Origin of the sequence: Streptomyces sp. (genome assembly GCF_035645055.1) — a bacterium.
Lineage (GTDB): Bacteria > Actinomycetota > Actinomycetes > Streptomycetales > Streptomycetaceae > Streptomyces.
Genome location: NZ_DASQNH010000064.1, coordinates 69,069 through 95,397 on the forward strand (window position 1 = coordinate 69,069; position 26,329 = coordinate 95,397).

Annotated in this window: 22 protein-coding genes; 5 read left to right on the top strand and 17 right to left on the bottom strand. The window is 72.3% G+C overall.

The features are described 5' to 3' along the window. Window positions 1–51: 51 nt before the first annotated feature. From VE614_RS21075 to VE614_RS21105, 7 genes are all read right to left on the bottom strand, one after another. Entirely contained in the window at window positions 52–1,098 is a 1,047-nt protein-coding gene (locus tag VE614_RS21075) for a BMP family ABC transporter substrate-binding protein (RefSeq protein WP_324939219.1), read from the bottom strand. A gap of 831 nt (window positions 1,099–1,929) precedes the next feature. Continuing rightward, on the bottom strand, window positions 1,930–3,165 hold the full coding sequence (locus VE614_RS21080; RefSeq protein WP_324939569.1) for a M20 family metallopeptidase: 1,236 nt from the start codon (window positions 3,163–3,165) through the stop codon (window positions 1,930–1,932). Window positions 3,166–3,409: 244 nt separating this feature from the next. After that, the gene (locus VE614_RS21085; protein ID WP_324939222.1) at window positions 3,410–3,751 is read right to left on the bottom strand and encodes a DUF1330 domain-containing protein; all 342 of its coding nucleotides are present in this window, start codon (window positions 3,749–3,751) and stop codon (window positions 3,410–3,412) included. Window positions 3,752–3,841: 90 nt separating this feature from the next. After that, entirely contained in the window at window positions 3,842–4,927 is a 1,086-nt protein-coding gene (locus VE614_RS21090; RefSeq protein ID WP_324939225.1) for a hypothetical protein, read from the bottom strand. 44 nt (window positions 4,928–4,971) lie between these two features. Continuing rightward, window positions 4,972–5,910 carry an N-acetylneuraminate synthase family protein gene (locus VE614_RS21095; RefSeq protein WP_324939228.1) on the bottom strand — a complete coding sequence of 313 codons (939 nt, stop codon included), beginning with the start codon at window positions 5,908–5,910 and terminating at the stop codon, window positions 4,972–4,974. A gap of 14 nt (window positions 5,911–5,924) precedes the next feature. Then, window positions 5,925–7,172: an N-acylneuraminate cytidylyltransferase gene (locus VE614_RS21100; RefSeq protein WP_324939230.1), complete on the bottom strand. Its 1,248-nt coding sequence runs from the start codon at window positions 7,170–7,172 to the stop codon at window positions 5,925–5,927. 32 nt (window positions 7,173–7,204) lie between these two features. Then, on the bottom strand, window positions 7,205–8,548 hold the full coding sequence (locus VE614_RS21105) for a DUF6716 putative glycosyltransferase (RefSeq protein WP_324939233.1): 1,344 nt from the start codon (window positions 8,546–8,548) through the stop codon (window positions 7,205–7,207). Window positions 8,549–8,746: 198 nt separating this feature from the next. Here VE614_RS21105 and VE614_RS21110 point away from each other — a divergent pair, with 198 nt between their 5' ends. The 3 genes from VE614_RS21110 (at window position 8,747) to VE614_RS21120 (ending at window position 12,163) form a co-directional block, all read left to right on the top strand. After that, window positions 8,747–9,733, top strand: a complete 987-nt coding sequence (locus VE614_RS21110) for a glycosyltransferase family 2 protein (RefSeq protein ID WP_324939236.1) — start codon at window positions 8,747–8,749, stop codon at window positions 9,731–9,733. Then, on the top strand, window positions 9,733–11,058 hold the full coding sequence (locus VE614_RS21115) for an alpha-2,8-polysialyltransferase family protein (protein ID WP_324939238.1): 1,326 nt from the start codon (window positions 9,733–9,735) through the stop codon (window positions 11,056–11,058). The genes VE614_RS21110 and VE614_RS21115 overlap by 1 nt, the downstream gene beginning before the upstream one ends. Window positions 11,059–11,194: 136 nt before the next feature. Further along, window positions 11,195–12,163 carry a hypothetical protein gene (locus VE614_RS21120; protein ID WP_324939241.1) on the top strand — a complete coding sequence of 323 codons (969 nt, stop codon included), beginning with the start codon at window positions 11,195–11,197 and terminating at the stop codon, window positions 12,161–12,163. 41 nt (window positions 12,164–12,204) lie between these two features. On the opposite strand, the gene VE614_RS21125 is transcribed toward VE614_RS21120, so the two are convergent. Together VE614_RS21125 and VE614_RS21130 are read right to left on the bottom strand one after the other, a co-directional pair. Next, complete coding sequence (locus VE614_RS21125; protein ID WP_324939244.1) at window positions 12,205–14,538, bottom strand: glycosyltransferase; 2,334 nt, start codon at window positions 14,536–14,538, stop codon at window positions 12,205–12,207. After that, window positions 14,535–16,043 carry a hypothetical protein gene (locus tag VE614_RS21130; protein ID WP_324939247.1) on the bottom strand — a complete coding sequence of 503 codons (1,509 nt, stop codon included), beginning with the start codon at window positions 16,041–16,043 and terminating at the stop codon, window positions 14,535–14,537. Before VE614_RS21130 ends, VE614_RS21125 begins: the two co-directional genes overlap by 4 nt. Window positions 16,044–16,209: 166 nt before the next feature. Here VE614_RS21130 and VE614_RS21135 point away from each other — a divergent pair, with 166 nt between their 5' ends. Continuing rightward, entirely contained in the window at window positions 16,210–17,325 is a 1,116-nt protein-coding gene (locus tag VE614_RS21135) for an acyltransferase (protein ID WP_324939250.1), read from the top strand. 74 nt (window positions 17,326–17,399) lie between these two features. Here VE614_RS21135 and leuE read toward each other — a convergent pair whose 3' ends face one another. Together leuE and VE614_RS21145 are read right to left on the bottom strand one after the other, a co-directional pair. Beyond that, entirely contained in the window at window positions 17,400–18,056 is a 657-nt protein-coding gene (gene leuE / locus VE614_RS21140) for a leucine efflux protein LeuE (RefSeq protein ID WP_324939253.1), read from the bottom strand. A gap of 51 nt (window positions 18,057–18,107) precedes the next feature. After that, window positions 18,108–19,688 (bottom strand): acyl-CoA mutase large subunit family protein, encoded by a 1,581-nt coding sequence (locus VE614_RS21145; RefSeq protein WP_324939256.1) that lies wholly within the window; start codon window positions 19,686–19,688, stop codon window positions 18,108–18,110. A gap of 208 nt (window positions 19,689–19,896) precedes the next feature. Between VE614_RS21145 and VE614_RS21150 the strand changes: the two genes are divergently transcribed. Further along, complete coding sequence (locus VE614_RS21150; RefSeq protein WP_324939259.1) at window positions 19,897–20,805, top strand: L,D-transpeptidase family protein; 909 nt, start codon at window positions 19,897–19,899, stop codon at window positions 20,803–20,805. Between the two features lie 216 nt (window positions 20,806–21,021). Here the strand turns inward: VE614_RS21150 and VE614_RS21155 are convergent, their stop codons facing one another. The 6 genes from VE614_RS21155 to VE614_RS21180 all read right to left on the bottom strand — a co-directional run bounded on the left by VE614_RS21155 (window position 21,022) and on the right by VE614_RS21180 (window position 26,212). Beyond that, window positions 21,022–22,203 carry a hypothetical protein gene (locus VE614_RS21155; protein ID WP_324939262.1) on the bottom strand — a complete coding sequence of 394 codons (1,182 nt, stop codon included), beginning with the start codon at window positions 22,201–22,203 and terminating at the stop codon, window positions 21,022–21,024. Then, a complete protein-coding gene (locus tag VE614_RS21160; RefSeq protein WP_324939265.1) occupies window positions 22,203–22,877 on the bottom strand; it encodes an RNA polymerase sigma factor in 675 nt (224 codons plus the stop codon). The genes VE614_RS21155 and VE614_RS21160 overlap by 1 nt, the downstream gene beginning before the upstream one ends. Window positions 22,878–23,263: 386 nt before the next feature. Beyond that, window positions 23,264–24,193: a hypothetical protein gene (locus VE614_RS21165; protein WP_324939268.1), complete on the bottom strand. Its 930-nt coding sequence runs from the start codon at window positions 24,191–24,193 to the stop codon at window positions 23,264–23,266. Between the two features lie 142 nt (window positions 24,194–24,335). Further along, window positions 24,336–24,953, bottom strand: a complete 618-nt coding sequence (locus VE614_RS21170; protein ID WP_324939271.1) for an RNA polymerase sigma factor — start codon at window positions 24,951–24,953, stop codon at window positions 24,336–24,338. A gap of 232 nt (window positions 24,954–25,185) precedes the next feature. Beyond that, window positions 25,186–25,578, bottom strand: a complete 393-nt coding sequence (locus tag VE614_RS21175) for a hypothetical protein (protein ID WP_324939274.1) — start codon at window positions 25,576–25,578, stop codon at window positions 25,186–25,188. Window positions 25,579–25,813: 235 nt separating this feature from the next. Continuing rightward, window positions 25,814–26,212: a hypothetical protein gene (locus tag VE614_RS21180; RefSeq protein WP_324939277.1), complete on the bottom strand. Its 399-nt coding sequence runs from the start codon at window positions 26,210–26,212 to the stop codon at window positions 25,814–25,816. Window positions 26,213–26,329 lie beyond the last annotated feature (117 nt).

A 26,329-nucleotide genomic window follows, 5' to 3' on the forward strand; every position in this document is an offset into this window, starting at 1 on the left:
TACGACCGGGTTCGCCCGTTCAGATGGGCGGTACGGCCGAGACGCGTGCCGTTACTCCGTCCTGACCTTGATCTGGCCGCCGGTGATGCCTTCCTTGGCCTTCTCCACGGCGTCCTTCAGACCCGCGATCTTCGCGTACTGCGGATTGCTCTCCGACAGCCCGACACCGTTCACCTTCAGGTCGAAGGTCTGCGTGCCGGCCAGCGGCTTGCCGTCCTCCACGGACTTGGCGAGGGCGTAGACCGCGCCACCGACGTCCTTCAGGGCCGAGGTGAGGATGTACTCCTTGTACGCGGTGAGGGCTTCCTGCTTGTACTGGTCGGAGTCGACGCCGATCGCGAAGACCTTCGCCTTCGCGGCCGCCTCGATCACGCCCTGGCCGGACAGGCCCGCCGCCTGGTAGACGACGTCCGCCTTCTTCTCGATCTGGCCCTCGGCGGCGGCCTTGCCCTTGTCCGGGCTGGAGAAGCCGCCCTCTTCGGCCGTCTGGGTCAGATACTGCGAGATGACCTTGACCTTGCCGCCGCTGGTGTCCTCGACGCCCTGCTGGTAGCCGGCCTCGAACTTGTGGATCAGCGGGATGTCCACACCGCCGACGAAACCGACGGTGTTCGTCTTCGTGGCCTTCGCGGCGGCGACACCGGCCAGGTAGGAGGCCTGCTCCTCGGCGAAGACCAGGGAGGCGACGTTGTCGCCCTCCACGACCGAGTCCACGATGCCGAAGGTCGTGTCCGGGTAGTCCTTGGCCACGGCCTCCATCGCCGGGCCGTAGGCGAAGCCGACGCCGATCACCGGGTTGTAGCCCTGCTTCGCGAGCGACGCCAGGCGCTGCTCCTTGTCGGCGTCCGTCTCGCCCTCGGTGGGCTCGATGTCGGCGGTCTCGTACCCGAACTCGTCCTTGGCCTTCTGCAGACCGGCGTACGCGGCGTCGTTGAAGGACTGGTCGCCCTTGCCTCCGATGTCGTACGCGATGGCGAGGCCGAGGTTCTTGTCACCGTCACCGTTGCTGCCGCCGCTGGTACCACCGCAGGCCGTGGCAGCGAGCGCGAGCGACGCGACCCCCACCGCGACGCGGGTCAGTTTGGAAATCCGACGCATCTGAGGTTCCCCATTCTCCAAAGCCCCGCAGTGGGTGCTCGGTTCGGCGCACATTAACGCGCGTAGACACTCCAGGGAACGGGGTTTCGCGTGGCTGTTATCCATTCGTGCCGGTGGTCGGTTACGTGCTGATGAACCACCGGATCGAAGGGTGCGCTGTAGGACATATCCAGGCTGCATCGGCGCCGCGCCGGGCACAAGCGGGAGCCCGGCTCGGCTTCGCCCTCGCCGGGGGGTGTTCCCACCCGCACGACCCCTGCGGGGGCGTCGCCGGGTGCGGGTGGCCCCCGTGGGACCCCATCGCCGCCGGCGGCAGCGGCACGCGCGGGTGGTGCGGGGTGGAAGGACTGCCGGAGGGACAGCCGGAGGGGCAGCCGAGGCGAAGACGGAGCCCGGGGGGTGGGCGCTGCCCGGCCGGTCGGTCGCGGCCGAAGGCCAAGCCGAGGCCGCTGGGCGGCGCAGGGGCAGCAGCCGTCGAGGGAGGGAGCGGCCCGGGCGGGAGCGGCCCGAGGCGGGAAGCCGCCGACGGCGAGGCGGGCACGGGACGGGCAGCCGCCGACGGCGGGAGTGCCCCCACCGGCGCCACCCGCACCCGGCGACGAGACCCGTACGGGCAGTGCGGGTGCGAATCCGGACCGGGCGGAGGCGAAGCCGAAGCCGAAGCCGCAGGGGCCGCCTCGGACGGGCAGCCGCCGACGGCGGGAGGGGCCCCCGCCGGGGAGCCACCCGCACCCGGCGGCGATGCCGCACGGCGGTGCGGGTGGGAACCCGGGCCGGGTGAAGGCGAAGCCGAAGCCGAGGCCGCAGGGGCCGTCGCCGACGCGGAGTCGGTCAGCTGCCGGTGTTCAGGAGGGCCGCCGCCGTGAAGAGTTCCACGCCGACCGTGATGGCGTGTTCGTCGACGTCGAAGTCGCCCTGGTGGAGGTCGCGGACGGTGCGCTCACCGGGGGTGCGGACGCCGAGGCGGGCCATGGCGCCGGGGACGTGCTCCAGGTACCAGGAGAAGTCCTCGCCGCCGAGGCTCTGCTCGGTGCCCTCGACGGAGTCCAGACCGCGGCGGACGGTCATGGCGTCGCGGAGCAGCTCCGCCACGTCCGGGGCGTTGACGACGGGCGGGACGCCCCGGACGTAGTTGATCTCGGACTTGGCCCCGTGCAGCCCCGCGACCTCGTCGATCACGGCGTGCACGATGTCGGGTGCCTGCCGCCAGGCCTCCAGGTCGAGGCAGCGCACGGTGCCGGACAGCTCGGCGTGCTGCGGGATGACGTTGGGCGCGTGGCCCGACTCGATACGGCCCCAGGTGACGGAGAGGCCGCTGCGCGCGTCGACGCGGCGGGCGACGATCGCGGGGACGTCGGTGACGACCCGGGCCGCGGCCGTGACGAGGTCGGTGGTCAGGTGCGGGCGGGCGGTGTGGCCGCCGGGACCGTCGAGGGCGATCTCCAGCCGGTCGCAGGCCGAGGTGATCGGCCCTTGCCGCAGCCCGATGCGTCCGGCGTCGACCCGGGGGTCGCAGTGCACGGCGATGATCCGGTCCACGCCGTCCAGGACGCCGCCGTTCTCGATGGCGTCGGCGGCGCCGCCGGGGAGGACTTCCTCGGCGGGCTGGAAGAGCAGCCGGACGGGCCGCGGCAGCAGGCCCTGCCGGTGCAGGTCGGCGAGGACGAGGCCGGCGCCGAGGACCACCGTGGTGTGGACGTCGTGGCCGCAGGCATGGCAGCGGTCCGGCACGGTGGAGCGGTAGGCGCACTCCGTCTTGGCGTCGGGGATGGGCAGCGCGTCGATGTCGGCGCGCATGGCGAGCATCTCGGGGCCGCCGCTCCACTGGCCGCCGTCGGCGCCGATGTCACAGACGAGTCCGGTGCCGCTCGGGAGGACCCGGGGCTTGAGCCCGGCTTGCTCCAGCCGGGTCTTGATCGCCTTGGTCGTGCGGAACTCCTGAAAGCCCAGCTCGGGGTGCATGTGCAGGTCCCGGCGGAACGCGACGAGTTCCGCGCGCAGCGGATCCGGCACGATGCCGGGGAGCATCGCTTCCTCGGAGAGATCGGCCTCGGACTCCAGTGACATCAGTTGCTTCACCCTCTGAAGGGTAGGACGCCCGGACGGCCAACTGTCCCGAGATCAACAAAAGTTCAACCCCTTAGGGGAAGAAATCCTGGCCGCCGAACGCATAGGTACCGGGTTGGGTGGGTAAACTCGCGCGGCTCGGCCGCCCGTGACGGCGTCCGGGCCGGCGCAAGACCCACCCACTTCTCCACGGATACCACGCCCTCCCCCACCCACGCTTATCCGTTCACCTACCGGAACGCGACTACGGCAGCTCCGCGCGCAGCTTTTCCGCCCGCGCGGCGGGGTCGTAGGCCGGTCCCACGCCGTCGACCAGGACGACGTCGCCCTGGATGTGGTCGGTGCGCAGCCGGAGAATCGCCTGGTAGGCGGGGGAGGCGTACCAGGCGCGGGCCGTGTCGAGGTCCGGGAACCCGATCAGCACCATGCTCCCGGGCCAGCTGCCCTCCAGCACCTCCGCCGGCGGGCCGTGGACGACGAAACGGCCCTGGAACGGGTCGAGGGTGTCCTGGATGCGGCGCAGGTACTCCAGGATGTCGGGGTGGTGCCGGCGGCTGCGCAGATGGGCGAGACCGTAGGCGGGCACGTGTCCTCCTTCGTCCGAACGGGTGGTCCGCCCGACCGTAGCCAGGGAGCCGCACCGCCGCGATTACCCCGGAGGCAAGCGCCCGCCGCCCTACACGGCCCGTACCGCCGAGAGCCGGTGCACGTCGCGGGCCGTGCCGGTGACGCCGTTCAGGAAACCCTGGGCGCGTGGGGAGGCGGTGCGGGTGAGCCAGGCGGGGTCGATGTCGCAGACCGCGACCCGGACGTCGGTGCCGGCGAGGGCGAGGGGCAGGGTGTGGACGACCGTGGAGGGAAAGCTGAGGACCGTACGGCCGATCGGGCCCCTGCGGGCTATCAGCTCCAGCGGCAGGTCGGGGCGGACCACCTCCAGTCCGGTCTCCACGGCCAGCCGGTGGAGTTTCCGGGTGCTCTCACGGCGGTGGGCGAAGTAGCGCCGGGCGCCGTGGGTGTGCGCGAGGGAGCGCACGGCGGCCAGATAGCGGTCGCCGTCGACGACGCCGGTCTCCACGAGGGAGGTGCCCACCATGTCCGCGCCCCGGGTGATGCGGGGCGGGCCGAAGCGGGCCCGGGTCCAGGAGAAGTCGTTGGCCCGGACGGTCACGCCGCCCGGGGTCTCCTCGATGGGCATGGAGGAGAAGATCTCGACGCGGCGGTCCCCGGCCGGGGTGAGGCGGCGCCGGGCCGAGGAGGAGACGGGGGCGAAGGCCAGGTCGCGCGGGCCGCGGCGGGCGCCCTTGCGGTGCCAGCGGACCAGGCGTTCGCCGCGGGCGAGCTGGGTGACGAACTCCATCGTGGCCGTGCCGTCGTCGACGACGACCAGGTCACGGGCGCGGGTGATGGTCAGCAGCAGCTGGACGTAGCGGGAGAAGGGGTCCCCCATGACGATCCGGCGGGCGCGGCGCAGCGGCCCGGTCAGTCCGCCGACCGTCTGGAAGGGGGCCAGCGCGCCGCCGCGTGCCTCCTCCCAGCGGACCTGGTGGCCCTCCCGCCGGGCCAGCTCGGCCATCCGGCGCAGCTGGCCGCGGGTCATCGGGTCGAGGGGCGAGAGGACCACCAGGGTGAGCCCCGCGCCGGGTGCGTGGGCGTGCGCCCACTCCAGCACGTTCAGCAGCTGTACCGGGCTCTCGACGAAGGCGAGGGTGTCGAGGGGGCCCGGACCGGCGTTCTGGCCGGCTTTCCCGGCGCGGGGGCTCATCGGCGTACGACCGTCCCGTCGTAAGGGGTGGCAGGGGTGGGTGGTCAGACGGTGACCGGCTCGCCCGCCGCCGCGGCGATCTCCGCCTCGGCGATCACGCCGGTGACGCGGCGCAGCTTCTTCATCGGGGCCAGTTCGGAGTCGTAGACCTTCTTCACGCCGTCGCCGAGGGAGGCCTCGATGGTGCGGATGTCACGGACGAGACGGGTGAGGCCCTGCGGCTCGACGGAGGCGGCCTGGTCGGAGCCCCACATGGCGCGGTCGAGGGTGATGTGACGCTCGACGAAGACGGCGCCGAGGGCGACGGCGGCGAGGGTGGTCTGCAGGCCGGTCTCGTGGCCGGAGTAGCCGATCGGGACGTTCGGGTACTCCTTCTCCAGCGTGTTGATCACGCGGAGGTTCAGTTCCTCGGCCTTGGCCGGGTAGGTGGAGGTGGCGTGGCAGAGCAGGATGTTGTCGCTGCCCAGGACCTCGACCGCGTGGCGGATCTGCTTCGGGGTGGACATGCCGGTGGAGAGGATGATCGTGCGGCCGGTGGCGCGCAGCTCGCGCAGCAGCTCGTCGTCGGTGAGGGAGGCGGAGGCCACCTTGTGGGCGGGGACGTCGAACTTCTCCAGGAAGGCGACGGCCTCGGTGTCCCACGGGGAGGCGAACCAGTCGATGTTCCTGGCCTTGCAGTACTCGTCGATCTGCCGGTACTCGTCCTCGCCGAACTCCACGCGGTGGCGGTAGTCGATGTAGGTCATCCGGCCCCACGGGGTGTCGCGCTCGATGTCCCACTGGTCGCGCGGGGTGCAGATCTCCGGCGTGCGCTTCTGGAACTTGACCGCGTCGCAGCCGGCCTCGGCGGCGGCGTCGATCAGCTTGAAGGCGTTCTCGAGGTCGCCGTTGTGGTTGATGCCGATCTCGCCGGTGATGTAGACGGGGCGGCCGGGGCCGACCTCGCGGGAGCCGAGGGTGCGCAGGCGGGAGTTGGTGCTCATGGCAGGAACGTTCCTTACTTGGTGAGGGGGGCGGGAGAGTCGAGAGAGGGTCCGAGGATCCAGCCGGCGATCTCTCGGATCGCGCCGTCGCCACCGGGGAGGGCGGTGACCGCGCGTGCGGCGCCGCGTACGACGTCATGGGCGCTCGCGACCGCGACCGGCCAGCCGACGAGGGCGAAGCAGCCCAGGTCGTTGACGTCGTTGCCGACGTAGAGCACGCGCTCCGGCGCGATGCCCTGTTCCTCGCACCACTGCTTGAGCGCGAGGTCCTTGCGGTCGATGCCGTGCAGCACCGGGAGCTTCAGCTTCCGGGCCCGGGCGGCGACGACCGGGTTCTGTTCCGTGGACAGGATCAGCAGCTTCAGGCCCGCCTTGCGCAGGGCCGCGACGCCGAGTCCGTCGCCGCGGTGCACGGAGACGAACTCCCGTCCGTCGGAGTCGATCAGCACCCGGTCGTCGGTCTGGGTGCCGTCGAAGTCGAGGACGACCGCGTCGATGTCGGCGGCGGTCGGGAGGGCGCCCGGCCGTTCGGCGTCGAAGAGCGGCGCGAGGGCGCGGGCCCGGGCGAGGTCGTGCGGGTCGTCGATCTCCAGCACGCGCGCGGGGTCGGTGCGCACGAGTTCCGTGCGGCCGAAGAAGCGGTGCTGGTGCTTGCGGAAGCCGGGCGCGTCCATGGCGTAGGCGGCGCCGGTCTCCAGCAGGTCCTGGGGGCGGTCCTGGCGGCGGGGGCGGTACGCCTTGTCGTGGTTGACGCCGTGGCCGCCCTCCTGCTCCGCGGCCGCGCCTTCGGCGTCCCGCCAGATGAAGCCGTGGAAGGGCGCCACCGTGACGGCGGTGTCGGCGCCGTTCTCCACGACGGCCGCCGCGACCCCGTCGACGTCCTCGCGGGTCAGGAAGGGGCTGGTGCACTGGACGAGCAGCACCACGTCGACCGGGGCGCCGTGCACCGCCTCGTGGGCGTCCATGGCGTGCAGGACGGCCGCCTCGGAGGTCGCGGTGTCGCCGGCGATGGCGGCGGGGCGCAGCACGACCTCGGCGCCGGCCGCGCGGGCGGCGGCGGCGATGGCCTGGTCGTCCGTGGAGACCACGACGTCGGTGACGAGCCGGCCGGCCCGGCATTCGCGGACCGCGCGGGCGACCAGCGGGACACCGCCGACCGGGGCGAGGTTCTTCGCGGGCACGCCCTTGGAGCCGCCGCGCGCGGGGATCACCGCGAGCACCCGGCGCACGGTGACGCCGTGGCCCGTCTGCGGGTGGGACATGGGTTCTGCTCCTTGGGGTGGTGTCGCGCGGTTCACAGCTCGCCCATCCGCCGGATCACGGGGGCCACGCGCTGCACGCCGTGCCGGTAGGCGCCGCGTGCCGCCCGGCGCACGATCTGCCGGACCGGGCCGGGCTCCCTGTCGTGGGCGGGGGCCCCGGGCAGCGGGGTGCCGTCGGGGCCGAGGTGGTGGCGGGCGAGGATGCCGGGCAGATAGCCGGGGGCGGTCGCGGGGGTGTAGTAGGGGGTGAGCGGCGGCAGCGCGTCGGAGGCGAGCAGCTTGGCGATGCGTTCGCGGGCCGCGTCGAAGGCGGTCTCGTACGAGCCGTCCACCCCGACACCCTGCCGGGCCACCCACTCCTCGTCCGGCACCGGCCGGTGGCCCGCGTCGAGCTGGTCCCAGGAGGCGAGGCAGCCGGACCCCACGAAGTGGTGGTTGCCGAGCACCTCGCGGACGCCGAGGTCGGTGAGGACGACGGTGGGGATCCGGCGGTGCAGGGACTCCAGGGCGGCGGTGGAGCTGACCGTGACCAGCAGGTCGGTGCGGTCGAGGACCTCGCCCATGTTGCCGTAGACGAGACGGAAGTTGGGCGGCGGGTCGAGGCGCTGGGCGAGCTTCTGGTAGGGCAGTTCCTCGATGTGGGTGGTGTGTTCGCCGGGCCGGGAGCGGAGTTTGAGCAGCACCTCGCGTTCGGGGTGCCGCCGGGCGTGCCGGACGAGCCGGTCGAGCAGGTAGGTGCGGTCCTTGCGGTTGTCCGGGACGGACGGCTGGGCGGCGAAGACGACCGTGTAGGGGTCGTGTTCACCGGTGTACGGCTGTCCGCCGAGGAACGGGAGTGCCACCTCGGTCACGGCGGAGGAGTCGGCGCCGACCCCGTCGTACACGGCCCGGAAGCGTTCGGCGTCCTGGCGGGAGTTGGCGAGGACGAGGTCCGCGCCGTGTCGCAGCAGCAGTCCGTCGGCGAGCTTCTCGTAGACGACGCCGACGTAGCCGGTGACGACGACGGGCCGGGAGCGCCGGTCCTCCCACACCCGCTTCAGCCCGTGCAGCATCGCCTGCACACCGCCGCCGACCAGGGCGAGGACGAGCACGTCGTACGGCTCCCGCGCCATGACGCGCAGGAACTCGACGGCGGTGACCTCGCGCAGGGAGTCGGCGCGCACGCCGACCTCGGCGAGCTGGCGCGGAGTGGGAGTGGCCCGGCCGCGCAGCAGGAATCCGTCCAGGGCGGGCGCGGCTTGCGCCCCTTCCCCTGGGACGGTTCCCATGGACGGGCCCGGGACGACGCGGTTCGCGGTCAGCGCACCCCATTTCCATCGGGTGTCGGAGTCCGCGAGTACGGCGATGCGTGGAGGCTTCGTTGTACTTGGTGGCACGTCCAAGACGCTAGGAAGCAATTCCGAGTTATGGCCCAACCGGGACTCAACAAAAAGTTAACAGCGCCCCACCGTGAGCCGAACTGGCTTGTCGCAGGCCGGAAAGTACACGGCATGCACTCTTCCGACACATGGAGTTCACCCGGTGTACCGGCGGCGGAAAGTTCCGCAGCCGGGCCGCCTCGTAGGCTTTCTCGGGTGCCAAAGCTTTCCGTGATCGTGCCGTTCTACAACGTTCAGCAATACGCCCCGGACAATCTCAGAAGCCTTCGCGCGAATGCCCGCGCCGACTTCGAGTTCATCCTGGTCGACGACAAATCGAAGGATGAGACGCCGGTCATTCTCGAACGCGCGGCCGAGGAACTTTCCGAGGTCGCGCGGGTGCGCCTGATCCACCGTGAGGAGAACGGCGGGCTCGCCACCGCGCGCAACACCGGACTCGACGCGGCGACCGGCGAGTACCTGGCCTTCCTGGACGGTGACGACTGGCTCGCGCCCGGCTATCTGAGCGAGCTGGTCGCGGCCGTCGAGGAGCTGGGCTGCGACTTCGTGCGCACCGACCACGTCCAGGCCACCGCGCGGGCCCGCTCCGTGCACCGGGTGCCGGTCGGGCCGCGCGGGGAGGTGCTGAACCCGCGCGAGGCGATCCTGCCCGCCGACCGCTCCACCTCGGTGGACTACCCCTACGCCTGGGCCGGCGTCTTCCACCGGCGGCTGCTCGACCGGGGGCTGCTCCACTTCACCGACGGGCTGCGCACCGCCGAGGACCGGCCGTGGATCTGGAAGCTGCACCGGGAGGCGGAGTCGTTCGCCGTGGTGGGCCTGCTCGGCGTCTTCTACCGGCGCGGGGTCGCCGGTTCCCTCACCCAGATCGGTGATGTCCGCCAGCTGGACTTCATCCGCGCCTTCGACCAGGTGATCGGGGAGACCGCCGCGGACCGGGACGCCGACCGGCTGCTGCCGAAGGCGGTGCGCACCTACTGCGCGATCATCGCCCACCATCTGTCGGAGATCGACAAGTTCGAGCCGACGGTGGCCAAGCGGTTGCGCGCGATGAGCGCGGCGGCGATCAAGCGGATGCCTCAGGACGCGCTCGGCGACGTGCTCGACACCATGGACCTGCGCCGCGCCTCGACGCTGCGGCGGCTGCGGCGCCGGGTCACCCCAGCGAAGGCGGCCGCCTGATGTCCCGGACCACCCAGATCTTCTGCGTCTCCACGCTGTACGGCGCGGCCACCCTGGCCGCCGCGATCGAGTCGGACTGCTTCGACGCGGCGGACCGCCGGATCCTGCTGGTCTTCAACAACGCCATGACCCCGGAGACCACCCCGGCGGTCGACGAGATGCCGGGCTTCGAGCCGCTCCGCGAGCACTTCGACGACGTGATCTCCTTCAACGAGGCGATCAGCCCCTTCCACCCGGGCGCCTGGCAGCCCCGCCCCGACGACCTGCCGCTGTTCGAGCGCTATCTGCGGCTGCTGTGGGGCCTGGGCGAGGACCGGGTGGCGCTGGTCCTGGAGTCGCTCCAGGTCAGCCCGGCGCTCACGGTGGCGCAGATCTTCACCGGGGCACCGATCGACGTCTACGCCGACGGCCTGATGAGCTACGGCCCGACCCGCAACAAGCTCGATCCGCTGGTCGGCACCCGGGTGCGGCGCCTGCTCCACCTGGATCTGGTGCCGGGCCTCGCGCCGCTGCTGCTGACCGAGTTCGGCGTTCCCGCGCAGGTCGTGCCGACGCAGGCGTTCCTGAAGGTGCTGAGCGGTCTCACCGGCGTCGTCCCGGAGCTTCCGGAGGTGCCGTCGGGCGCGGCGCTGCTGCTCGGCCAGTATCTGTCCGCGCTGAAGATCCTCTCCCCCGGGGAGGAGGAGGACCTGCACGTGCGGATGCTGCGCGGCGCGGTGGCGCGCGGGCACCGGACGATCGTCTTCAAGCCGCATCCGACCGCCCCGGCGAGCTACAGCCGCGCGCTGGAGACGGAGGCGGAGCGGCTGGGGGTCTCGCTGACCGTGCTGGACACGCCGGTGCTCGCGGAGGTGCTGTTCGAGAAGGCGGCGCCCGCGCTGGTGGTGGGCTGCTTCTCGACCGCGCTGTTCACGGCCGCCACGTTCTACGGCCTGGCGGTGGCCCGGATCGGCACCGAGCCGCTGCTGGACCGGCTCACGCCGTACCAGAACAGCAACCGGGTGCCGGTGACGCTGGCCGACGCGCTGCTGCCGCCGCTGGAGGGCGAGGCGGGTCCCCTGGCCGAGGATCTGCTGACGGGGCTGATCACGGCCGTCGGCTTCACCATGCAGCCGCAGCTCCAGGCGGGCCTGCGTCCGGCGGCGGAGCGGTTCCTCGCGGCGCATTACGGGCCGGGCGTGCGGCGCTACTTCAAGCGCAAGCGGCTCACCGCGCTGGGTCTGCCGGGCGGTATCCCGGAGCGGTTGTCGTTCCTGCCGAACAACGCGGCCGCGCGGCGGGTCGTGCGCCGGGCGCGGGCGCTGAAGAAGGCGGTCCGCCGGTAGGCAAATCAGAGGTGAACGTCGGGATAAGGGCGGTGAAACGATGGCGAACGGCCGGTTCACTCCCTTGATTCCATGGTGAGGCGGCGTGCCTGTCCCTAGGATCGGGACGCCGTCCCACCGACCCCGTGAGGCACTCATGACCAAGCTCGGCCGGCTCTACCCGATGCTGGACAGCGTCAAGCTGCCGGACAACCTGCCCTACACCCAGGTGAGCACCTGGGAGCTGCAGTTCCTGTACCTGGTCGGCCGCCACGTCCTCACGGGGGACGACCGGATCGTCGAACTGGGCTCCGGCGGCGGCGGATCGACGTACGCGCTCGCACTCGGGCTGCACGAGTCGCCGGTGTTCGACGCGAAGACGGGCCGGCTGCACGCGTACGACTTCTTCCGCGTCGGCAAGGGCACCTTCGCCACCGAGAAGTTCTTCACCGGTGGCGCCAGGCCCGCCGGCGACAACTCCTTCCTCGACGACTTCAAGAGCCGCCTGGAGCCGTTCCTGCCGTTCCTGGAGATCCACGCCGGCGACCTGTGGCAGACCTCCGACCCGGACGACCACTCCCCCGTCGAGTTCCTGCACATCGACATAGCCAAGACGGCGCGGGTCTTCCGCTGTGTCTCCGAGCGGTTCCTCACCCGGCTGCGGCCGGGCTCCGTCGTGCTGCACCAGGACTTCGCCGGGCCTCGGCTGCCGTGGCTGCACTACAGCACCGGCGCGCTGCTGCCGTACATCGAGATCGCCGGGCCGCCCGTCCGCTCCACCCTCGCCTTCGAGGTGACCCGGCCGATCCCCGCGGAGGTGCTGACCGCCATCGCCGAGGACTCCTTCTCGTACGAGCGGAAGCTGGAGCTGATCTCGGCCGTGCGGGAGCGGATCGACCGCGACCACACCGGCGGCATTCCGTTCAGGTCGGTGCTGGAGCTGGCCAAGGCGTACGTCGCCCACTACGACGGCCGGCACCGGCAGGCCTGGTCGATCGCGCGGAAGCTGACCGGCGACGAGTACCTGGCCCGCACCCGCGCCGATCATTTCAAGCAGCTGCGGACGGCGTACGACAAGGAGGGCTCGCCGCTGGCCAAGCTGGTGCGCAAGGCCGTCGGGCGCTGAGCCGGGCCCCCACGGACGTGGGGGCCCGCCCCGGCCCTTGGTCAGCTCCCCAGGATGGTCCGCAGCTCGGCCGCGTTCGCCTGGGTGATCCTCCACAGCTCCTGCTGGCGGCCGTGCACGTCGGCCACCGTCTTCGCGTGGTCCGCGAGCAGCTCGCGGGAGCGCTCCACGAGGATCGCCGCCAGGTTGCGGTCGTGGACGGAGACGCCCCACTCCGGGCGCTCGATGTCGCGCAGGAAGTACGCCATCTTCGGGTGCGAGATCAGGCTGATGATGGGCGTGCCGCAGCCGAACGGGATCATGCCCGCGTGGCCGCGCATGCCGATGACCAGCTTGGTCCGCGCGTACAGCTCGCGGATCTCGTCGTTGCCGAAGTCGTACATCGGGATGACCGGCAGCGAGATGCCGTGCTCGCGCCGCAGGTCGAAGGCGATCCGCTCGTCGTCCAGCGAGTGGGCGACACACTGCACCTCGGCCAGTTCACCGAGGTCCCGCACCGCCTGGGCCATCTGGGCCAGGAAGTAGCCGTAGTCGTGGCCGAAGCGCAGGCCCGCGCGGTCGTAGGCGGCGTTGATCAGGATGGTGTCGTCGCGGGTCGCCGGGTCCCGCCAGCCGTCGACCAGCTGCCGGGTGACCGTGGTGGGGCAGGGCTGGAAGCGCACCTTGTCGTGCAGGTGGGCCGGGAGCATGGCCCGCACCTTCTCGATCGAGCCGTGGTTGCGCAGCCCGAAGAAGGCCGACTTCTCCACCAGCTTGCGCAGCGACTCGCGGAACCGGTTCGCCCGGTAGGACTGGCCGTCGAAGGCGTTGAAGCCGACGGCGTACACCGCGATCGGCACCTCGACGCGCTCCAGCAGGTCGTCCGGGACGTTCCACTGCCAGGCGCTGTTGCCGTTGGGCATGGTGTCCGGGATGAACAGACCGCCACCGCCGATGACCAGGCCGCGCCGGGCGTTGACCCGCTCCAGGGCCGCCTCGTCGAACAGGCGGTGGGCGTGCACCGAGAGCCAGCGGCGGCCCGTGGTGTCCGGGTCGAAGGCGAGCCGGACGGACTCCGGGAGCAGCTTGTCGCCCGCGTTGCCCTGCCGGTCCATGTAGAACGCGACGTGCGCGAACTGCTCGGCGGGGCTGCCCTGCTGCTGGACGGGCATGCCGAGGGTGCGCTGGTGCCAGATGCGGCTGGCCCGGTGGGTGGGGTCGACCGTGAGGCCCTGGAGGGCGTACTTCTGCGCGGTCGCGTCGTCGCCGTGCACCCAGGCGATCTGGGCGAGCCGGGCGAAGGCGGTGGCGGCGCGGTTGGGCGCGGCGGTGGCCAGCAGCAGCTGGGCGCGGGCCTCCTCGTAGCGGGAGACGCTCATCAGCGCGTGCCCGTAGACCTCGTGCGGCCAGGCCTCGTCGACGGGGATGTGGACGCGCTCCATGATGTCGACGGCGGCCTGGTAGTCGCCGTTGCCGATGTGCGCGAGGGCGACCTTGCGGGCGGTGTCGACGTCGCCGGTGCGCTCCACGTGCGGGGTGCCGAAGTGGATCAGCAGGTCGCGGTGCGCGGAGCCGCCGCGGGCGACGAAGGCGGCCTGGAGGTCGGCGTCGCTCATCCGGTACTCGCGCCAGCGCTCCTGCGCCTGCTCGTAGCCGGCCTCACCGCCCTGCCAGGGCTTGTGGCGGCCGGTGAAGTGCAGAATCGCGGTGTCGTCGGGGACCGGGAGGTCGCCGGAGAGACGCCGCTTGACGAAGTTGTACTTCGCGTCGAGGCGGACGAAGTCGCCGTCGAGGAGGGCGTTGAGGATGCCCTGGTCGTGCTTGTCCAGCTCGTAGGCGCCGGAGCGGCCGATCTCGTCGATGCGGGCGCAGAACTCGTCGGTCAGGTACTCCTTCTGGATGACGAGCAGGCCGCTGTTGAGCTTGTGCTGGCCGTAGAAGAACTGCGGTACGGCGGCCAGTCCCTCGCGCAGGGAGAGCAGCTCGGCGATCGAGCCGAGGACCACCATGTCGGTGTCCAGGGTGATCACGGTGTCGTAGTCGCGGATCTTGAAGACGTCGAGGATGAAGTACGCCTTGCGGACCAGGTAGTTGTCCTGGTCGCCCTTGACGTAGGAGTCGTAGTGGCCGGCGTCGACCCGGCGGAAGGTGATCCGCGGGTGCAGGGCGCGGATCTTCGCGACGGAGGCCGGGCGCAGATCGTCGTGGAGGACGATGAAGTCCTCGCAGACGCCCGGGTTGGTCAGGGCGAGGGAGCGCAGCAGGACGAGGAAACCGGGCAGGTAGTTCTCGTCGACGAAGCTGGCGAAGGCGATCTTGCGCTTGCCGGTGAGGGCGCGGGCGTCGGTGACCGGGGCCGTGGCGGCCTGGGCTATGGCTGCGGGTGCAGGGGTCATCGCAGGGAAATCCTCATGCCGGAGACGCTCTGGGCCCGTTCCATGACCCACGCCTTCTCGCTGGTGTATTCGTGCACGGACGTGATGGGCATCTTCATCGCCTCGGCGAGGCGGTAGGCGCCGGACTCGTAGAAGTCGAACCCGATCAGGTCGAGGACCGGGCTGACGTCGAGGAAGTCGAGCAGGAAGAGCATGTTGAAGCCGGAGGTGGGGATGGACGGCCAGCGGTCGGTGCCCCACTTGCCGATGTTGCGCACCGGCCAGCGCAGCGACTCGTCGCCGAGGTACTGCTGGGCGCCCGGCACCAGCCGGTTGCGCAGCGAGTACTTCCAGTCGCCGGAGATGCCGCCGAAGACCAGGCGGGTGTCGACGGGCTGGTCCCAGTTGAAGCCGTGCTTGTGGATGGTGGCGTGGATGTCGGTCCGCCTGCCGGTGTGCGCCGGATCGATCTTGTACGAGTTGAAGCGGACGACCAGGTCGTAGCCGTCGATCTCGGCGCCCATGCCGCTCTCGCCGACCTTGCCGGAGTTGGCGATCAGGCAGACCGACTTCCCGGCGATCCGGTTGCGGAACTCGCCGAGGCCGATCCACTGCACCCCGCCGAAGAGCGGGTCGGGCAGCGGGCCGCGCATCCGGTTGCGGCGCTGCTCGGCGAAGAGGGCGATGACCTCGGCCAGTTCGGGGGTCGGGCGGGCCCGGGCGCCGGTGCACAGGTCCAGGTAGTGGCTGAGCGCCTCCTGGAACTCCTGTTCCGGGGCCTCGGCGCGGTCCAGCGCGACCAGGGCGCCGACCAGCAGGGCCCGTGCCCGCTCCCCGTCGCCGTCGGCGTGCGCGGCGAGACCGTCGGCCCACACGTCGGTCGCGGGGCCGCCGGCGTGGCGGGCGGCGTCGGGGACGGTGCGCTGGAGCAGGGCGAGCAGGTCGGCGCGGCGCTCGGTGGCGGTGCGCAGTCCGGCGACCTTGGCGCGCACGCCGAAGCCGTCCTCCTCGGTGAGGGCGAGGTAGCGCTCGAAGGCCTCGACGGCGGCGGCCGGGCGGCCCATCGCCTCCAGCAGCCGGCCGCGCAGCCGCCAGCCCGCGCGGGAGTTCCTGCGCTGGGTGAGCACGGTGTCGCTGATCAGCAGGGCCAGGTTCAGCTCGTCGTCGTAGCCGCAGTCGAGGCACTTGTTGGCGACCGCGAGGAGGGCGTCGAGCAGGTCGTTGCTCAGACCGCCGCCCGCGACCGCCTTGGCGCCCCGGCGGATCAGGCTGCCGGCGCCGCCCGCCGGAGCGGGCTGGGGCTGCTCCTGCGCCCACAGGGCGAGCAGCTTGCGCAGCTGTTCGGCCAGCGCGATCCGGCGGTTGTCGAGGCTGCCGACCAGCTTGCCGCTGTGCACGGCGCAGGCCCGCAGGCAGTCCTCCAGCTCGGCCGGGGTGACCTGGGCGGTGGGTGGTCCGCCGTCCGTGGGCGCGGATGCCAGGTCCCCCGTCCGGGGACGTGACCATCTGCTGCGAACCCTCGTCATGGTGCTCCTGCTGGAAAAAGAAAGGCAAGGATCTGCCAAGGAAAATGGGGAAGGTTGGAGAACGCTAAGAAACCAAGACGAAGCACAGGTGAACCGTTCGGGTCATGCAGGCAAATCGTGTTTGCCTCGAACGGAATTACCGAGAAGCACACCTTAGGGTGGCGCCGTGGTCGAAACGTTCGTCAGCCCAACTCGGTCCTCCTCCGCGGCTCTTGAGAAACCACGGGCCGCCGGCGGGGCGGGCCGATTGCGCGCCCTGGACGGGCTGCGGCTGGTGGCGGCGCTGATGGTGGCGCTCTATCACTACGGCGGCCGGGGCGGCGAGATCACCAACGCCTGGGGGTCCTCGCCGAAACAGCAGTTCCCCACGCTGCACTCGTGGTTCGCCTATGGCTGTCTCGGTGTCCAGGTCTTCTTCGTGATCAGCGGATTCGTCATCTGCATGAGCGGCTGGGGACGGCCGCTGCGCTCCTTCTTCGCCTCCCGCGCGGCCCGGCTGATGCCCTCCTACTGGGTGGCCGTGGTGCTGGTGACGGCGGTGTTCGCGCTGCCGGGCGTGGCGTTCGCGGCGGTCTCGCCGAGTGACGCGCTGGTGAACCTGACCCTGCTTCAGCAGCCGCTGGGCGCCGACCGGGTGCTCGGCGTGTGCTGGACGCTGTGGGTGGAGATCCGCTTCTACGCGCTGTTCGCCCTGTGCGTCGTGCTGCCGGGCGCGAGCCGGCGGCGGGTGGTGCTGTTCTGCGCGGTGTGGACGCTGGCGGCGGCGATCGCCGACGCCGCCGGCGAGCCGCTGCTCGACCTGGTGCTGATGCCGGAGTACGCGCCGTTCTTCATCGGCGGTATCGGCCTGTATCTGCTGCACCGCGACCGGCGGGACGCCATCGCGTGGGGCATCGTCGCGGTGAGCTGGCTGACCGGGCAGCACTACGCGGTCGCCGACCTGTGGCACAGCCCCGGCCCCGGCCACTTCTCCTACCGCTCGGCCTCCGTGATCATCCTGATCGTCACCGCGGGCTTCCTCGCCGTCCTGGCGGTCGCGCTGGGCTGGCTGCGTCGGGCCGACTGGCCGTGGCTGACCACCGCGGGCGCGCTGACGTACCCCTTCTACCTCGTCCACGAGCATCTGGGCTGGGTCGCCGTCGAGGTCTTCCACCAGGACCTGGCGCTGCCGTCGTGGCTGACGCTGACGGCCACGCTGGTGACGATGCTGGTGCTGGCGCGGCTGTTCAACCGGTACGTGGAGCGGTGGGCGACACCGCGGCTGCGGCGCGCGCTGGGCTGACCCCTGGCGGTCTCTCACCCGCACGGCGCGCGTCCGGCCGTGTCACCCGCGCCGGTGTCCCGGGGCGGGACCGGTCAGGTGCCCGCCAGGGACAGCTTCACCGCGAAGCCGAGGAACAGTCCGCCCGCGACGGACGTGGCGCCCGCGGCGAGGCGCCGCCTGCGACGGAACGCGTCGGCCAGGCGGGTGCCGCCGAATATCAGCAGCGACAGGTAGAGGAAGCTCGCCGTCTGCAGCAGCGCGCCCAGGACGAGGAAGGAGAGCGCCGGATAGGCGTAGTCCGGGTCGACGAACTGCACGAAGAAGGAGATCAGGAACAGGATCGCCTTCGGGTTGAGCAGGGAGACCACCAGGGCCCGGCGGTACGGGCGCTCCTCGGCGGACTGCGCGACGGCCGGCGCCGCGGCCGCCGTCCGCTCCTCGCCGCGCGCCTTCCACAGCGCCCACGCCGAGCGCAGCATGCCGTAGGCCATCCACGCCAGATAGGCGGCACCGGCGTACTTCACCACCAGGAACAACAGCGGCGTCGTGGTCAGCACGCTGGCCGCGCCGAGCGCCGCCAGCGTCATCAGGATCGTGTCACCGGTGAAGACCCCGGCCGCCGCCGCGTACCCGGTCCGGATGCCCTTGCGGGCGGCCACGGACAGGACGTACAGCGAGTTGGGCCCGGGGAGCAGGACGATCAGGACGAGGCCTGCCAGGTAGGTGGGGAGGTCGATGACGCCGAGCATGGAGAGGAGTGTCGCACGGGGGTACGACACTCCTCGCCGGCGTCTCGAAGGTCAGAACGCGTCCGACGGGACGTACGTCCCCCAGACCTCGCGCAGCGCGTTGCACACCTCGCCGACCGTGGCCCGGGCCCGCAGGGCGTCCTTCATCGGGTACAGGACGTTGTCCTCGCCCTCGGCGGCCTTCTTCAGCTCGGCCAGGGCCGAGTCCACCGCCGCCTGGTCGCGCTCCGCGCGCAGCCTGGCCAGGCGCTCCGCCTGCTGCGCCTCGATCGCGGGGTCGACGCGCAGCGGCTCGTACGGCTCCTCCTCGTCGAGCTGGAAGCGGTTGACGCCGACCACGACCCGCTCGCCGGAGTCGGTCTCCTGGGCGATCCGGTAGGCGTTGCGCTCGATCTCGTTCTTCTGGAAGCCGCGTTCGATCGCGGAGACCGCGCCGCCGAGGTCCTCGACCTTCCGCATCAGCTCGACGGCCGCCGCCTCGACCTCGTCGGTCATCTGCTCGATGACGTAGGAGCCGGCGAACGGGTCGACCGTCGCCGTCACGTCCGTCTCGTACGCCAGCACCTGCTGGGTGCGCAGGGCGAGCCGCGCGGACTTGTCCGTCGGCAGGGCGATCGCCTCGTCGAAGGAGTTGGTGTGCAGCGACTGGGTGCCGCCGAGCACCGCGGCCAGGCCCTGCACCGCGACCCGCACCAGGTTCACCTCGGGCTGCTGGGCGGTCAGCTGCACGCCCGCGGTCTGGGTGTGGAAGCGCAGCATCATCGACTTGGGGTTCTTCGCGCCGAACTCCTCCCTCATCACCTTCGCCCAGATCCGGCGGGCGGCGCGGAACTTGGCGACCTCCTCCAGGATCGTCGTCCGGGCGACGAAGAAGAAGGACAGGCGGGGGGCGAAGTCGTCGACGTCCATGCCGGCCGCGACGGCCGTACGGACGTACTCGATGCCGTCGGCGAGGGTGAAGGCGATCTCCTGCGCGGGGGACGCGCCCGCCTCCGCCATGTGGTAGCCGGAGATCGAGATGGTGTTCCACTTCGGGATCTCGGCCTTGCAGTACTTGAAGATGTCGGCGATCAGGCGCAGCGAGGGCTTGGGCGGGAAGATGTACGTCCCGCGCGCGATGTACTCCTTCAGCACGTCGTTCTGGATGGTGCCCGTGAGCTTGTCGGCGCTGACGCCCTGCTCCTCGGCGACGAGTTGGTAGAGGAGCAGCAGCAGGGCGGCCGGGGCGTTGATCGTCATCGACGTCGACACCTTGTCCAGCGGGATCCCGCCGAACAGCACCCGCATGTCGTCGACCGAGTCGATCGCCACGCCGACCTTGCCGACCTCGCCGTGCGCGATGGGCGCGTCCGAGTCGTGGCCCATCTGGGTGGGCAGGTCGAAGGCGACCGACAGGCCCATGGTGCCGTTGGCGATCAGCTGCTTGTAGCGGGCGTTGGACTCGGTGGCCGTTCCGAAGCCGGCGTACTGGCGCATGGTCCAGGGGCGGCCGGTGTACATCGTCGGGTACACGCCCCGGGTGAAGGGATACGTGCCCGGCTCACCCAGCTTTTCCGCCGGGTCCCAGCCCTCCAGCGCCTCCGGCCCGTACACCGGCTCGATGGGCAGTCCGGACTCCGACTCGCGTGCCATGGTGTGCCTCCGCACTACTTCTTTACTCGCCAGTACAACCAACCCTCGCCACGGACTGTAGCGACGGCCGTGCGCCCGGTGGAGGCCCCCACGCTGGGACCTTCCTCACAACGATGCCGCGCCGTTCGCGACCCGTCACGCGCGGGGAACACTCCCGGATGACACCGGCGCGGCGCGACGGCCGCGGTGCGGCGACGAGGGGGCGGTCATGCGGACGGCGAAGGACGCGGGACGGGCGACGGGGACACCGAAGGCGCCGAAGACACTGGTGGTGCTGGCGGCGCTGACGCTGGCGGCGGTCTGCGGCTGCACGGCCCAGGCGGTCGACGCGGACGGCGAGCCGCGCGGCCCGGTGCACATCGAGATCACCAGCACGGCACCGGCCGCTCCCGCCACCCCGGCCCCGGCCGCCCCGGCCCCCTCGGCGCCCGCTGCCTCCGCCCCCGCTGCCTCCACCCCGGCCGACGACAAGCCGAGCGTGCCGCCGCTCGTCCTGTGGTCCCGCGGCGACACCGGCCGTGACGTCCGGGAACTCCAGGCCCGGCTGCGGCAGGTCGCCTGGCTGTTCGACGGCCCGACCGGGACGTACGACGATCTGACCGAACGGGCCGTCCGGGGCTTCCAGGGCAAGCGCGGGCTCCCGCCAACCGGCGAGACGGACACCGTGACCTGGCAGCGGCTGCTGGGGATGACCCGTGAACCGGGGCGGTGGGAGCTGTATCTGATGGGCGGCCAGCCCGCCGACGCGCCCGACCCGCGCTGTCTGACCGGGCGGGTGCTCTGCGTCAGCAAGTCGAGCCGGACGCTGCGCTGGATGGTCGACGCGCGGACGGTGACGACCCTGCCGGTCCGCTTCGGGTCGGAGTACACCCCGACCCGCGAGGGCGAGTTCCAGGTCTACTGGAAGTCCCGCCACCACCACTCCACGCTGTACGACGCGCCGATGCCGTACGCGATGTTCTTCAGCGGCGGCCAGGCGGTGCACTACTCGGCGGACTTCGCGGCGCGCGGTTACGCGGGCGCCTCGCACGGCTGTGTCAACGTCCGGGACGAGACGGCGATCGCGGAGGTGTTCGCCCAGGTGCGCACCGGGGACAAGGTCGTCGTCCACTGGTGAGGCGCGCGGCGGCGCGGCGAACTGGGGGGATGCGGGGCGCGGGCGGGACCGGGGGAACGTGTCCCGCCCGCGCCGTGTGCACGAGCCGTGGGTACGGGGGGAACCCCGGCTCCATGCGACGGCCGATGACCAGTCGGCTCACTCTGTACTGCGCCCCGGGGGCCGAAAACGTCACACCCAGCCGGAAAAATCTTGAGCGCATGAAAAAACCGCAGGTCAGCGCGTTGTGTACGGCGGGGTGAAGGAGGGCTCAGGCGACGGGGAGGTCCGGACCTCACGGTGCGCGTGGTCGGAAGCGTCCTGCCCGGCGGCGTGCCCCTCACCGTGGCCCTTGCCACCGCCGTTGCCGCCACCGTCGTTGCCGCCACCGCCGTTGCCGTCGGGGTGGCCCTGTCCGTGGCCGTGGCCGCCGGGGCGGCCTATGCCGTGGCCGTCGTCGGCGCCATTGCCGTTGCCGTCCCCCTTGCCGTCGTCCCCCTGGCCGTCGTTGCCCTTGCCGTCGCCGCCCGCGCCGTCGCCGGTGGTGCCGTTGGCGTTGTCGTTGTCGCCCTTGCCCTCGCCCTTGCCCTGGCTCTGCCCCAGGCCGGACGCTGCGGATCCGCCGGTGGACCCGGAGTTGGTGTTCGTGTTCCGCAGCACGCCGTCGCAGTACCGGTCCACCCGCGTGGAACCGCCCGCCGCTCCCTCCAGGGCGCGGCGGCGGTCGGCGTCCAGGCCGCGACCGTCCCGCACGGCCCGGCAGGACGAGGCGACCTCGGTCCACGAGCGGCCGGCCCCGCCGGACGGGGCGGCCCGGTCCTCGGGGTCCCGGCCCTGGGCGTCCTCCTCGGCCACGTCGCGCGAGGGCCGGCCGCCGTCGGGCCCGGCGGAGCCGCCACCGTGGGCGCCCTCCGGGGACGGGGTGGCGAGCGGGCGGCCCGAGGGTGCGGCCGACACCGAGGCGCCGGGACGCGGCCGGGAGTCGTCGAAGGGCGACGGCAGCGCTCCGGTTCCGGCCGCGAAGGCGACTCCGCCGACCATGCCGGCGGCCAGCGCGGCGGCCAGTCCGAGGCGCAGCGCGCGGGGCCGTCGCGGGCGGCGGCCGTCCGTCGCGCGGTCGCCCGCGCGGGCGCCGATACGGATCAGCCCGGCGTCGGCCGGACGGGAGCGGGCGGGGTCGGAGAGCGCCGCGCGTTCCTCGTCCCGCTCCGCGCGGACCTTGCGGAAGGCGGCCAGCGCGGCGGCCTCGCCGGGGAGTTCCTCGCTGGTCAGCGGGGGTGTCGTGGAGAGCGCGCCGAGCGCTTCGGCGAGTTGTTCGGCCTGGTCCCGGGCGGCGGGGTCGACGGCGTCCGGTGACTCGCCGCGCAGCAAACGCTCCGCTGTCTCACGGTCCAGCCACCTGTACTGCTCGTCGGCCATCACATGTCCTTCTGCGTCCGCGCGCGCGTATGCGTCACACTCGCGGACGTCACCGCGCGTCCGCGCGGTTCTCGCGGGGGTGGCAGGGCGTCGAGCACCCCGGCCGATTCCGGATCGCCGCCGCCGGGTTCGCCGAGGAGTTCGGCGAGCCGCTTGAGCCCGCGGTGCGCCGCCGTGCGGACCGCGCCGGCCCGCTTGCCGAGCGTCTCGGCGGCGGTCTTGGCGTCGAGGCCGACGACCACGCGCAGTACGACGGCCTCGGCCTGGTCCTGCGGGAGCCGGGCGATCAGGGAGAGGGTGCGGTCGGTGGCCAGCGCCTCGATGGCCTCGCCCGCGGTGTCGGACTCGGCGGGCCTGCCGGTCAGTTCGGTCTCGTCGCCGCCGATGGCGGGACGGCGGCCGCGCATGCGTATGTGGTCCAGGGCGCGGTTGCGGGCGATCCGGGCGGCCCAGCCGCGGAAGCGGTCCGCGTCGCCGCTGAACCGTTCGAGGTCCCGGGCTATCTGCAGCCAGGCCTCGGACGCCACGTCCTCGGCGTCGGGTTCGCCGACCAGCGTCCGTACGTATCCGAGGAGGCGCGGGTGCACCGCGCGGTACACAGTACGGAACGCGGTCTCGTCCCCGTCCTGTGCCGCAAGCACCGCTGCCGTCAGCTCGGCGTCGTCCCCCAGCACCGCACTCCCTCTGCGCCTCACCGGCGCCGCTTTCGCGCGGGCGTCTGCCACGTTCGTTCTGTCTTCCACTGGCCGCGGTCCGGTGCGAATGGCACGTTACGACCTGAAACCGCTCCCCGTCCACGTCCACGGGAGATACCCAGAAGCTGCAACTAACTCGTGACGCAACGTTTCCCCGGCGGAGCCGGGGCAGGGTGGGCGGAAGCCGGGGTGTGACACGAACCGCGCCCCTGGCGCTGTAGGAAGTACGGGTCGCCGCGCGGCCCGTGCCGCGCGACGGCCGGGGCCTCTCCTGTGGGGGGTGGCGGCCCCGGCCGTTGCCTTGGCGGCGTTCGCCGGGCCCGTGAGGCTGACGCGACACACGCGGCGACGGTTCGCCTGCCCTCTCAGTTCCGCTCCTGCCGCTTGCCGGTGTCCCGTTCCGGCCCGTGCTCCTCCGCCCGGCCGCCGGGGTCCGCCGGGCGGGCCGGCGGGGTGACCGGCGCCTCCGGCTTGGACGGACTCTCCTGCTTGCCCGCGTCCTGCGGGTTCTCCGGGTCACCCGGATTCGCGGGGCTCGCCGGGTTCTCCGGGTCCGCCCGGTCGTCCGTCCGGCGCCGCGCGCAGTACCCGGCGACCTCGTCCGCGCCGCCCGCCGCCGCGATCAGTCGCTGCCAGGCCGTCGCCGCCATTGCCCGGCCATGGCCCTCGACCCGCTCCAAGGCGCGGCAGTGGGCGTCGGCGTCCGCGGCGGTGAGCGGGCGGTCCGACCGCGTTGAGCCGGTGCCGGGGGCCTGGGCGGTCGGCCCGTCGGTGGCCGGGGCCGGGGCGCTGCCGGACGAGGCGGTGCCGGACGAGGCGACGCCGGACGGGGCGGTGCGGCGGCGGTCCTCGGCGGAATCCTCCGGGGCGGAGCCGCCCGAGCCGATCGCGGCGACCGCGACGCCGCCCAGGGTGAGGCTCGCGGCGAACAGGGACAGCGCGGTCTTCACCGGGCGCGCCGACCAGCGCTGCCCGCGGGGCCGCCAGTCGTCCCGGCGCCGGGTACGGGCCCGGTGCGCCCCGGCGTCCCGCGCGGCCCGGAAGGCGGTCACGGCCCGCAGCTCGCCCTCGGCGTCCACCGGCTCCACGCGGACCGCGGCGGCGAGCAGTGCCCGTACCCCGGCTTCGTCGAGGATCCCGGCCGGGGCCGACGAGGCGGCGGAGACGGGGGTGACCGGAGAGGCGGGAGAGGCCGGAGAGGCGGGAGAGGCACCGTCCGGAGTCGCCGCGTCGGGGTGCGCGGGGGGCTCGGGGTGGCGGGCGGGCGCTCCGTCGCCGTTCAGCCGTTCACCCATGTCCGCTTCCCGTCCCGTCCGACCACTGCCCCGCCCTCGGCCGGATCTGTCGTCCTCGCTGTCGTCGTCACTGTTCAATTCGGCGTTCATGGTTCACTTCGCCGTTCTTCTCACATGTCCAAGCCGACGTGCCCGTCGACGTTCATTTCGACTCCCCCAGCGTCCCGGGCCCGCCATCCGTCACACCCCGGTCGCCCAGTTGCCGGGCCAGCCGCTTCAGTCCCCGGTACGCGGCGGTGCGCACCGCGCCGGGGCGCTTGCCGAGGACGCGGGCGGCGGCCGGGCCGTCGAGGCCGACGACGACCCTCAGCAGCACCGCCTCGGCCTGGTCCCGGGGCAGCGCCCGCACCAGCTCCAGGGCCTGCCTGGTGGAGAGGGACTCCAGGGCCTGGTCGTGCGTGCTGTGCCGGCCGGGCAGGTCGAGGACGTCCTGCTCCAGCGCCGACGAGCGGGGCCGTACCCGCTGCCGGCGCAGATGGTCCAGTGCCCGGTGCCGGGCGATGGTGGCGGTCCAGCCGCGGAAGCCCGCTCCGTCCCCCTTGAACCGCCCGAGGTCGCGGGCGATCTCCAGCCAGGCGTCGGACGTCACGTCCTCGGCGTCGTCGCCGACCAGTCCGCGCACATAGCCGAGCAGCCCGGGCTGCACCAGCCGGTAGGCGACCGCGAAGGCGGCCTCGTCACCCTCCTGGGCCCGCGCGACGGCCGCGCCCAGTTCCCCGTCGTACGCCTGCGCGCGGCGGGGTTCCCCTCCCTGGCCCAAGAACTGTCCTCGCCCTTAACCGGTCTGTGGCGGATCCGAACCGGGAGACACGACCGCCCTTGCCCACATCCCCCACGGTCATCAGCGCCGGTCCGCACAGAAATGTCACAGCGGGTCAGGCGGTGACCGGGGCCTCGGCCCGCTCCGCGAAGCCGGGTCGGGCGCTGCGCTGCCCCTGGAGGACCAGTTCCTCGCTGTCGCCCACGGCGCGGGGCCGGACCGGGCGACGGGTTCAGGCCACGGCCTTCCGCGCCCGGCCGTGCAGTGTCAGGTAGAAGGTCTGGAGGGACTCCTCGGGACCGCCGGTGTCGAAGCGGTTGTGGACCTTGCCGAGCGGGTTCCAGACCCGGCCGTCCGGCATCCGGACGCCGACCTGCTGCCCGAAGTACGCGCGCTGGTGGGCGTCGAAGTCCACCCACACCGCGCCCGCGCGGCGCACCAGCACCTCGCCGACGTAGGCGCCGAGCCCGAACAGCGTCTCGGCCACCCGTTCCCGTTCGGCCCCGCCCTTGCGCATGCCGTCGATGAGGAAGTCGACCACCCGCAGGCTGGCCACGGAGAAGTCCAGCGGCAGCCGGTTGCGGGCGGTGACGCGCGCCACGAAGGCGGTGGTGTACGGGCGCATCCCTCTCGCGCACGGTCGTGTGGTGTGGTCCGCCCGGTCCATGAGCCCGTCCCTTCGCCCAGGTGGGAGATTCCCCTCCGGCTCTCCCGGATGACCAAGCGGACGGTCCGTCACGAACATCACGGGTGGCGGACGTGTCCCTTCACACACAGGCACCTCACAGCCCCCGTACAACCTTTTCGCCTCTCGCGCGTCGTTCTGGCCCGCGACAGGCGCCGGGCTCCGGCCGTGGTGCCTAACTCCGGGGCGCGCCCGTGGTCGCGTCCCGGCAGAGCAGCCGCAGCGAGCCGTCGCCGGTGAAGCAGCGGCGGGCCTCGTCGACGGGGTCCCAGAGGCGGCCGTCCGGGGTGCGCACCCAGTGGTCGCCGCCGCTCGCCCACCACTCGGCGCCGGTCTGCCGGACGATCACCTCACCGGCGTACGCGCCGAATCCGCGCAGCACCGTCTGCGCGGCGGCGTACGGGGTGCCCTCGCGGCGCAGCTCGTCGATGAACCGGTCGACGCGCCACAGGCTCTGCGCGGAGTAGTCGAGGCGGATCCGCGCCCCCTCCCGCATCGCCGCGACCGCGTCCGCCGCCCATCGCACCGGCTTGGCCGCGGCGGAGGGCCTGATCTCCTGCTGTGTCGTCGTCACATCGTCAAGAGCGCTCCGGGCGGGCGATCCGTCACCCGGATCCGGTGGCTTCCCGCAACCGGCGCAGGACCGCCCCACTCGCCCCCGGAACGGTCACAGGATTTCCGCCCCGCCGGG

Excerpts from the sequence above, each read along its gene's own strand:
- VE614_RS21175 (WP_324939274.1), bottom strand. The coding sequence starts at position 25,578 with ATGCGCCCGTACACCACCGCCTTCGTGGCGCGCGTCACCGCCCGCAAC.
- VE614_RS21090 (WP_324939225.1), bottom strand. The coding sequence starts at position 4,927 with ATGAGCCCCCGCGCCGGGAAAGCCGGCCAGAACGCCGGTCCGGGCCCC.
- VE614_RS21165 (WP_324939268.1), bottom strand. The coding sequence starts at position 24,193 with ATGGGTGAACGGCTGAACGGCGACGGAGCGCCCGCCCGCCACCCCGAG.
- leuE (WP_324939253.1), bottom strand. The coding sequence starts at position 18,056 with ATGCTCGGCGTCATCGACCTCCCCACCTACCTGGCAGGCCTCGTCCTG.
- VE614_RS21145 (WP_324939256.1), bottom strand. The coding sequence starts at position 19,688 with ATGGCACGCGAGTCGGAGTCCGGACTGCCCATCGAGCCGGTGTACGGG.
- VE614_RS21115 (WP_324939238.1), top strand. The coding sequence starts at position 9,733 with ATGTCCCGGACCACCCAGATCTTCTGCGTCTCCACGCTGTACGGCGCG.
- VE614_RS21080 (WP_324939569.1), bottom strand. The coding sequence starts at position 3,165 with ATGTCACTGGAGTCCGAGGCCGATCTCTCCGAGGAAGCGATGCTCCCC.
- VE614_RS21155 (WP_324939262.1), bottom strand. The coding sequence starts at position 22,203 with ATGGCCGACGAGCAGTACAGGTGGCTGGACCGTGAGACAGCGGAGCGT.
- VE614_RS21095 (WP_324939228.1), bottom strand. The coding sequence starts at position 5,910 with ATGAGCACCAACTCCCGCCTGCGCACCCTCGGCTCCCGCGAGGTCGGC.
- VE614_RS21150 (WP_324939259.1), top strand. The coding sequence starts at position 19,897 with ATGCGGACGGCGAAGGACGCGGGACGGGCGACGGGGACACCGAAGGCG.
- VE614_RS21125 (WP_324939244.1), bottom strand. The coding sequence starts at position 14,538 with ATGACCCCTGCACCCGCAGCCATAGCCCAGGCCGCCACGGCCCCGGTC.
- VE614_RS21120 (WP_324939241.1), top strand. The coding sequence starts at position 11,195 with ATGACCAAGCTCGGCCGGCTCTACCCGATGCTGGACAGCGTCAAGCTG.
- VE614_RS21100 (WP_324939230.1), bottom strand. The coding sequence starts at position 7,172 with ATGTCCCACCCGCAGACGGGCCACGGCGTCACCGTGCGCCGGGTGCTC.
- VE614_RS21075 (WP_324939219.1), bottom strand. The coding sequence starts at position 1,098 with ATGCGTCGGATTTCCAAACTGACCCGCGTCGCGGTGGGGGTCGCGTCG.
- VE614_RS21130 (WP_324939247.1), bottom strand. The coding sequence starts at position 16,043 with ATGACGAGGGTTCGCAGCAGATGGTCACGTCCCCGGACGGGGGACCTG.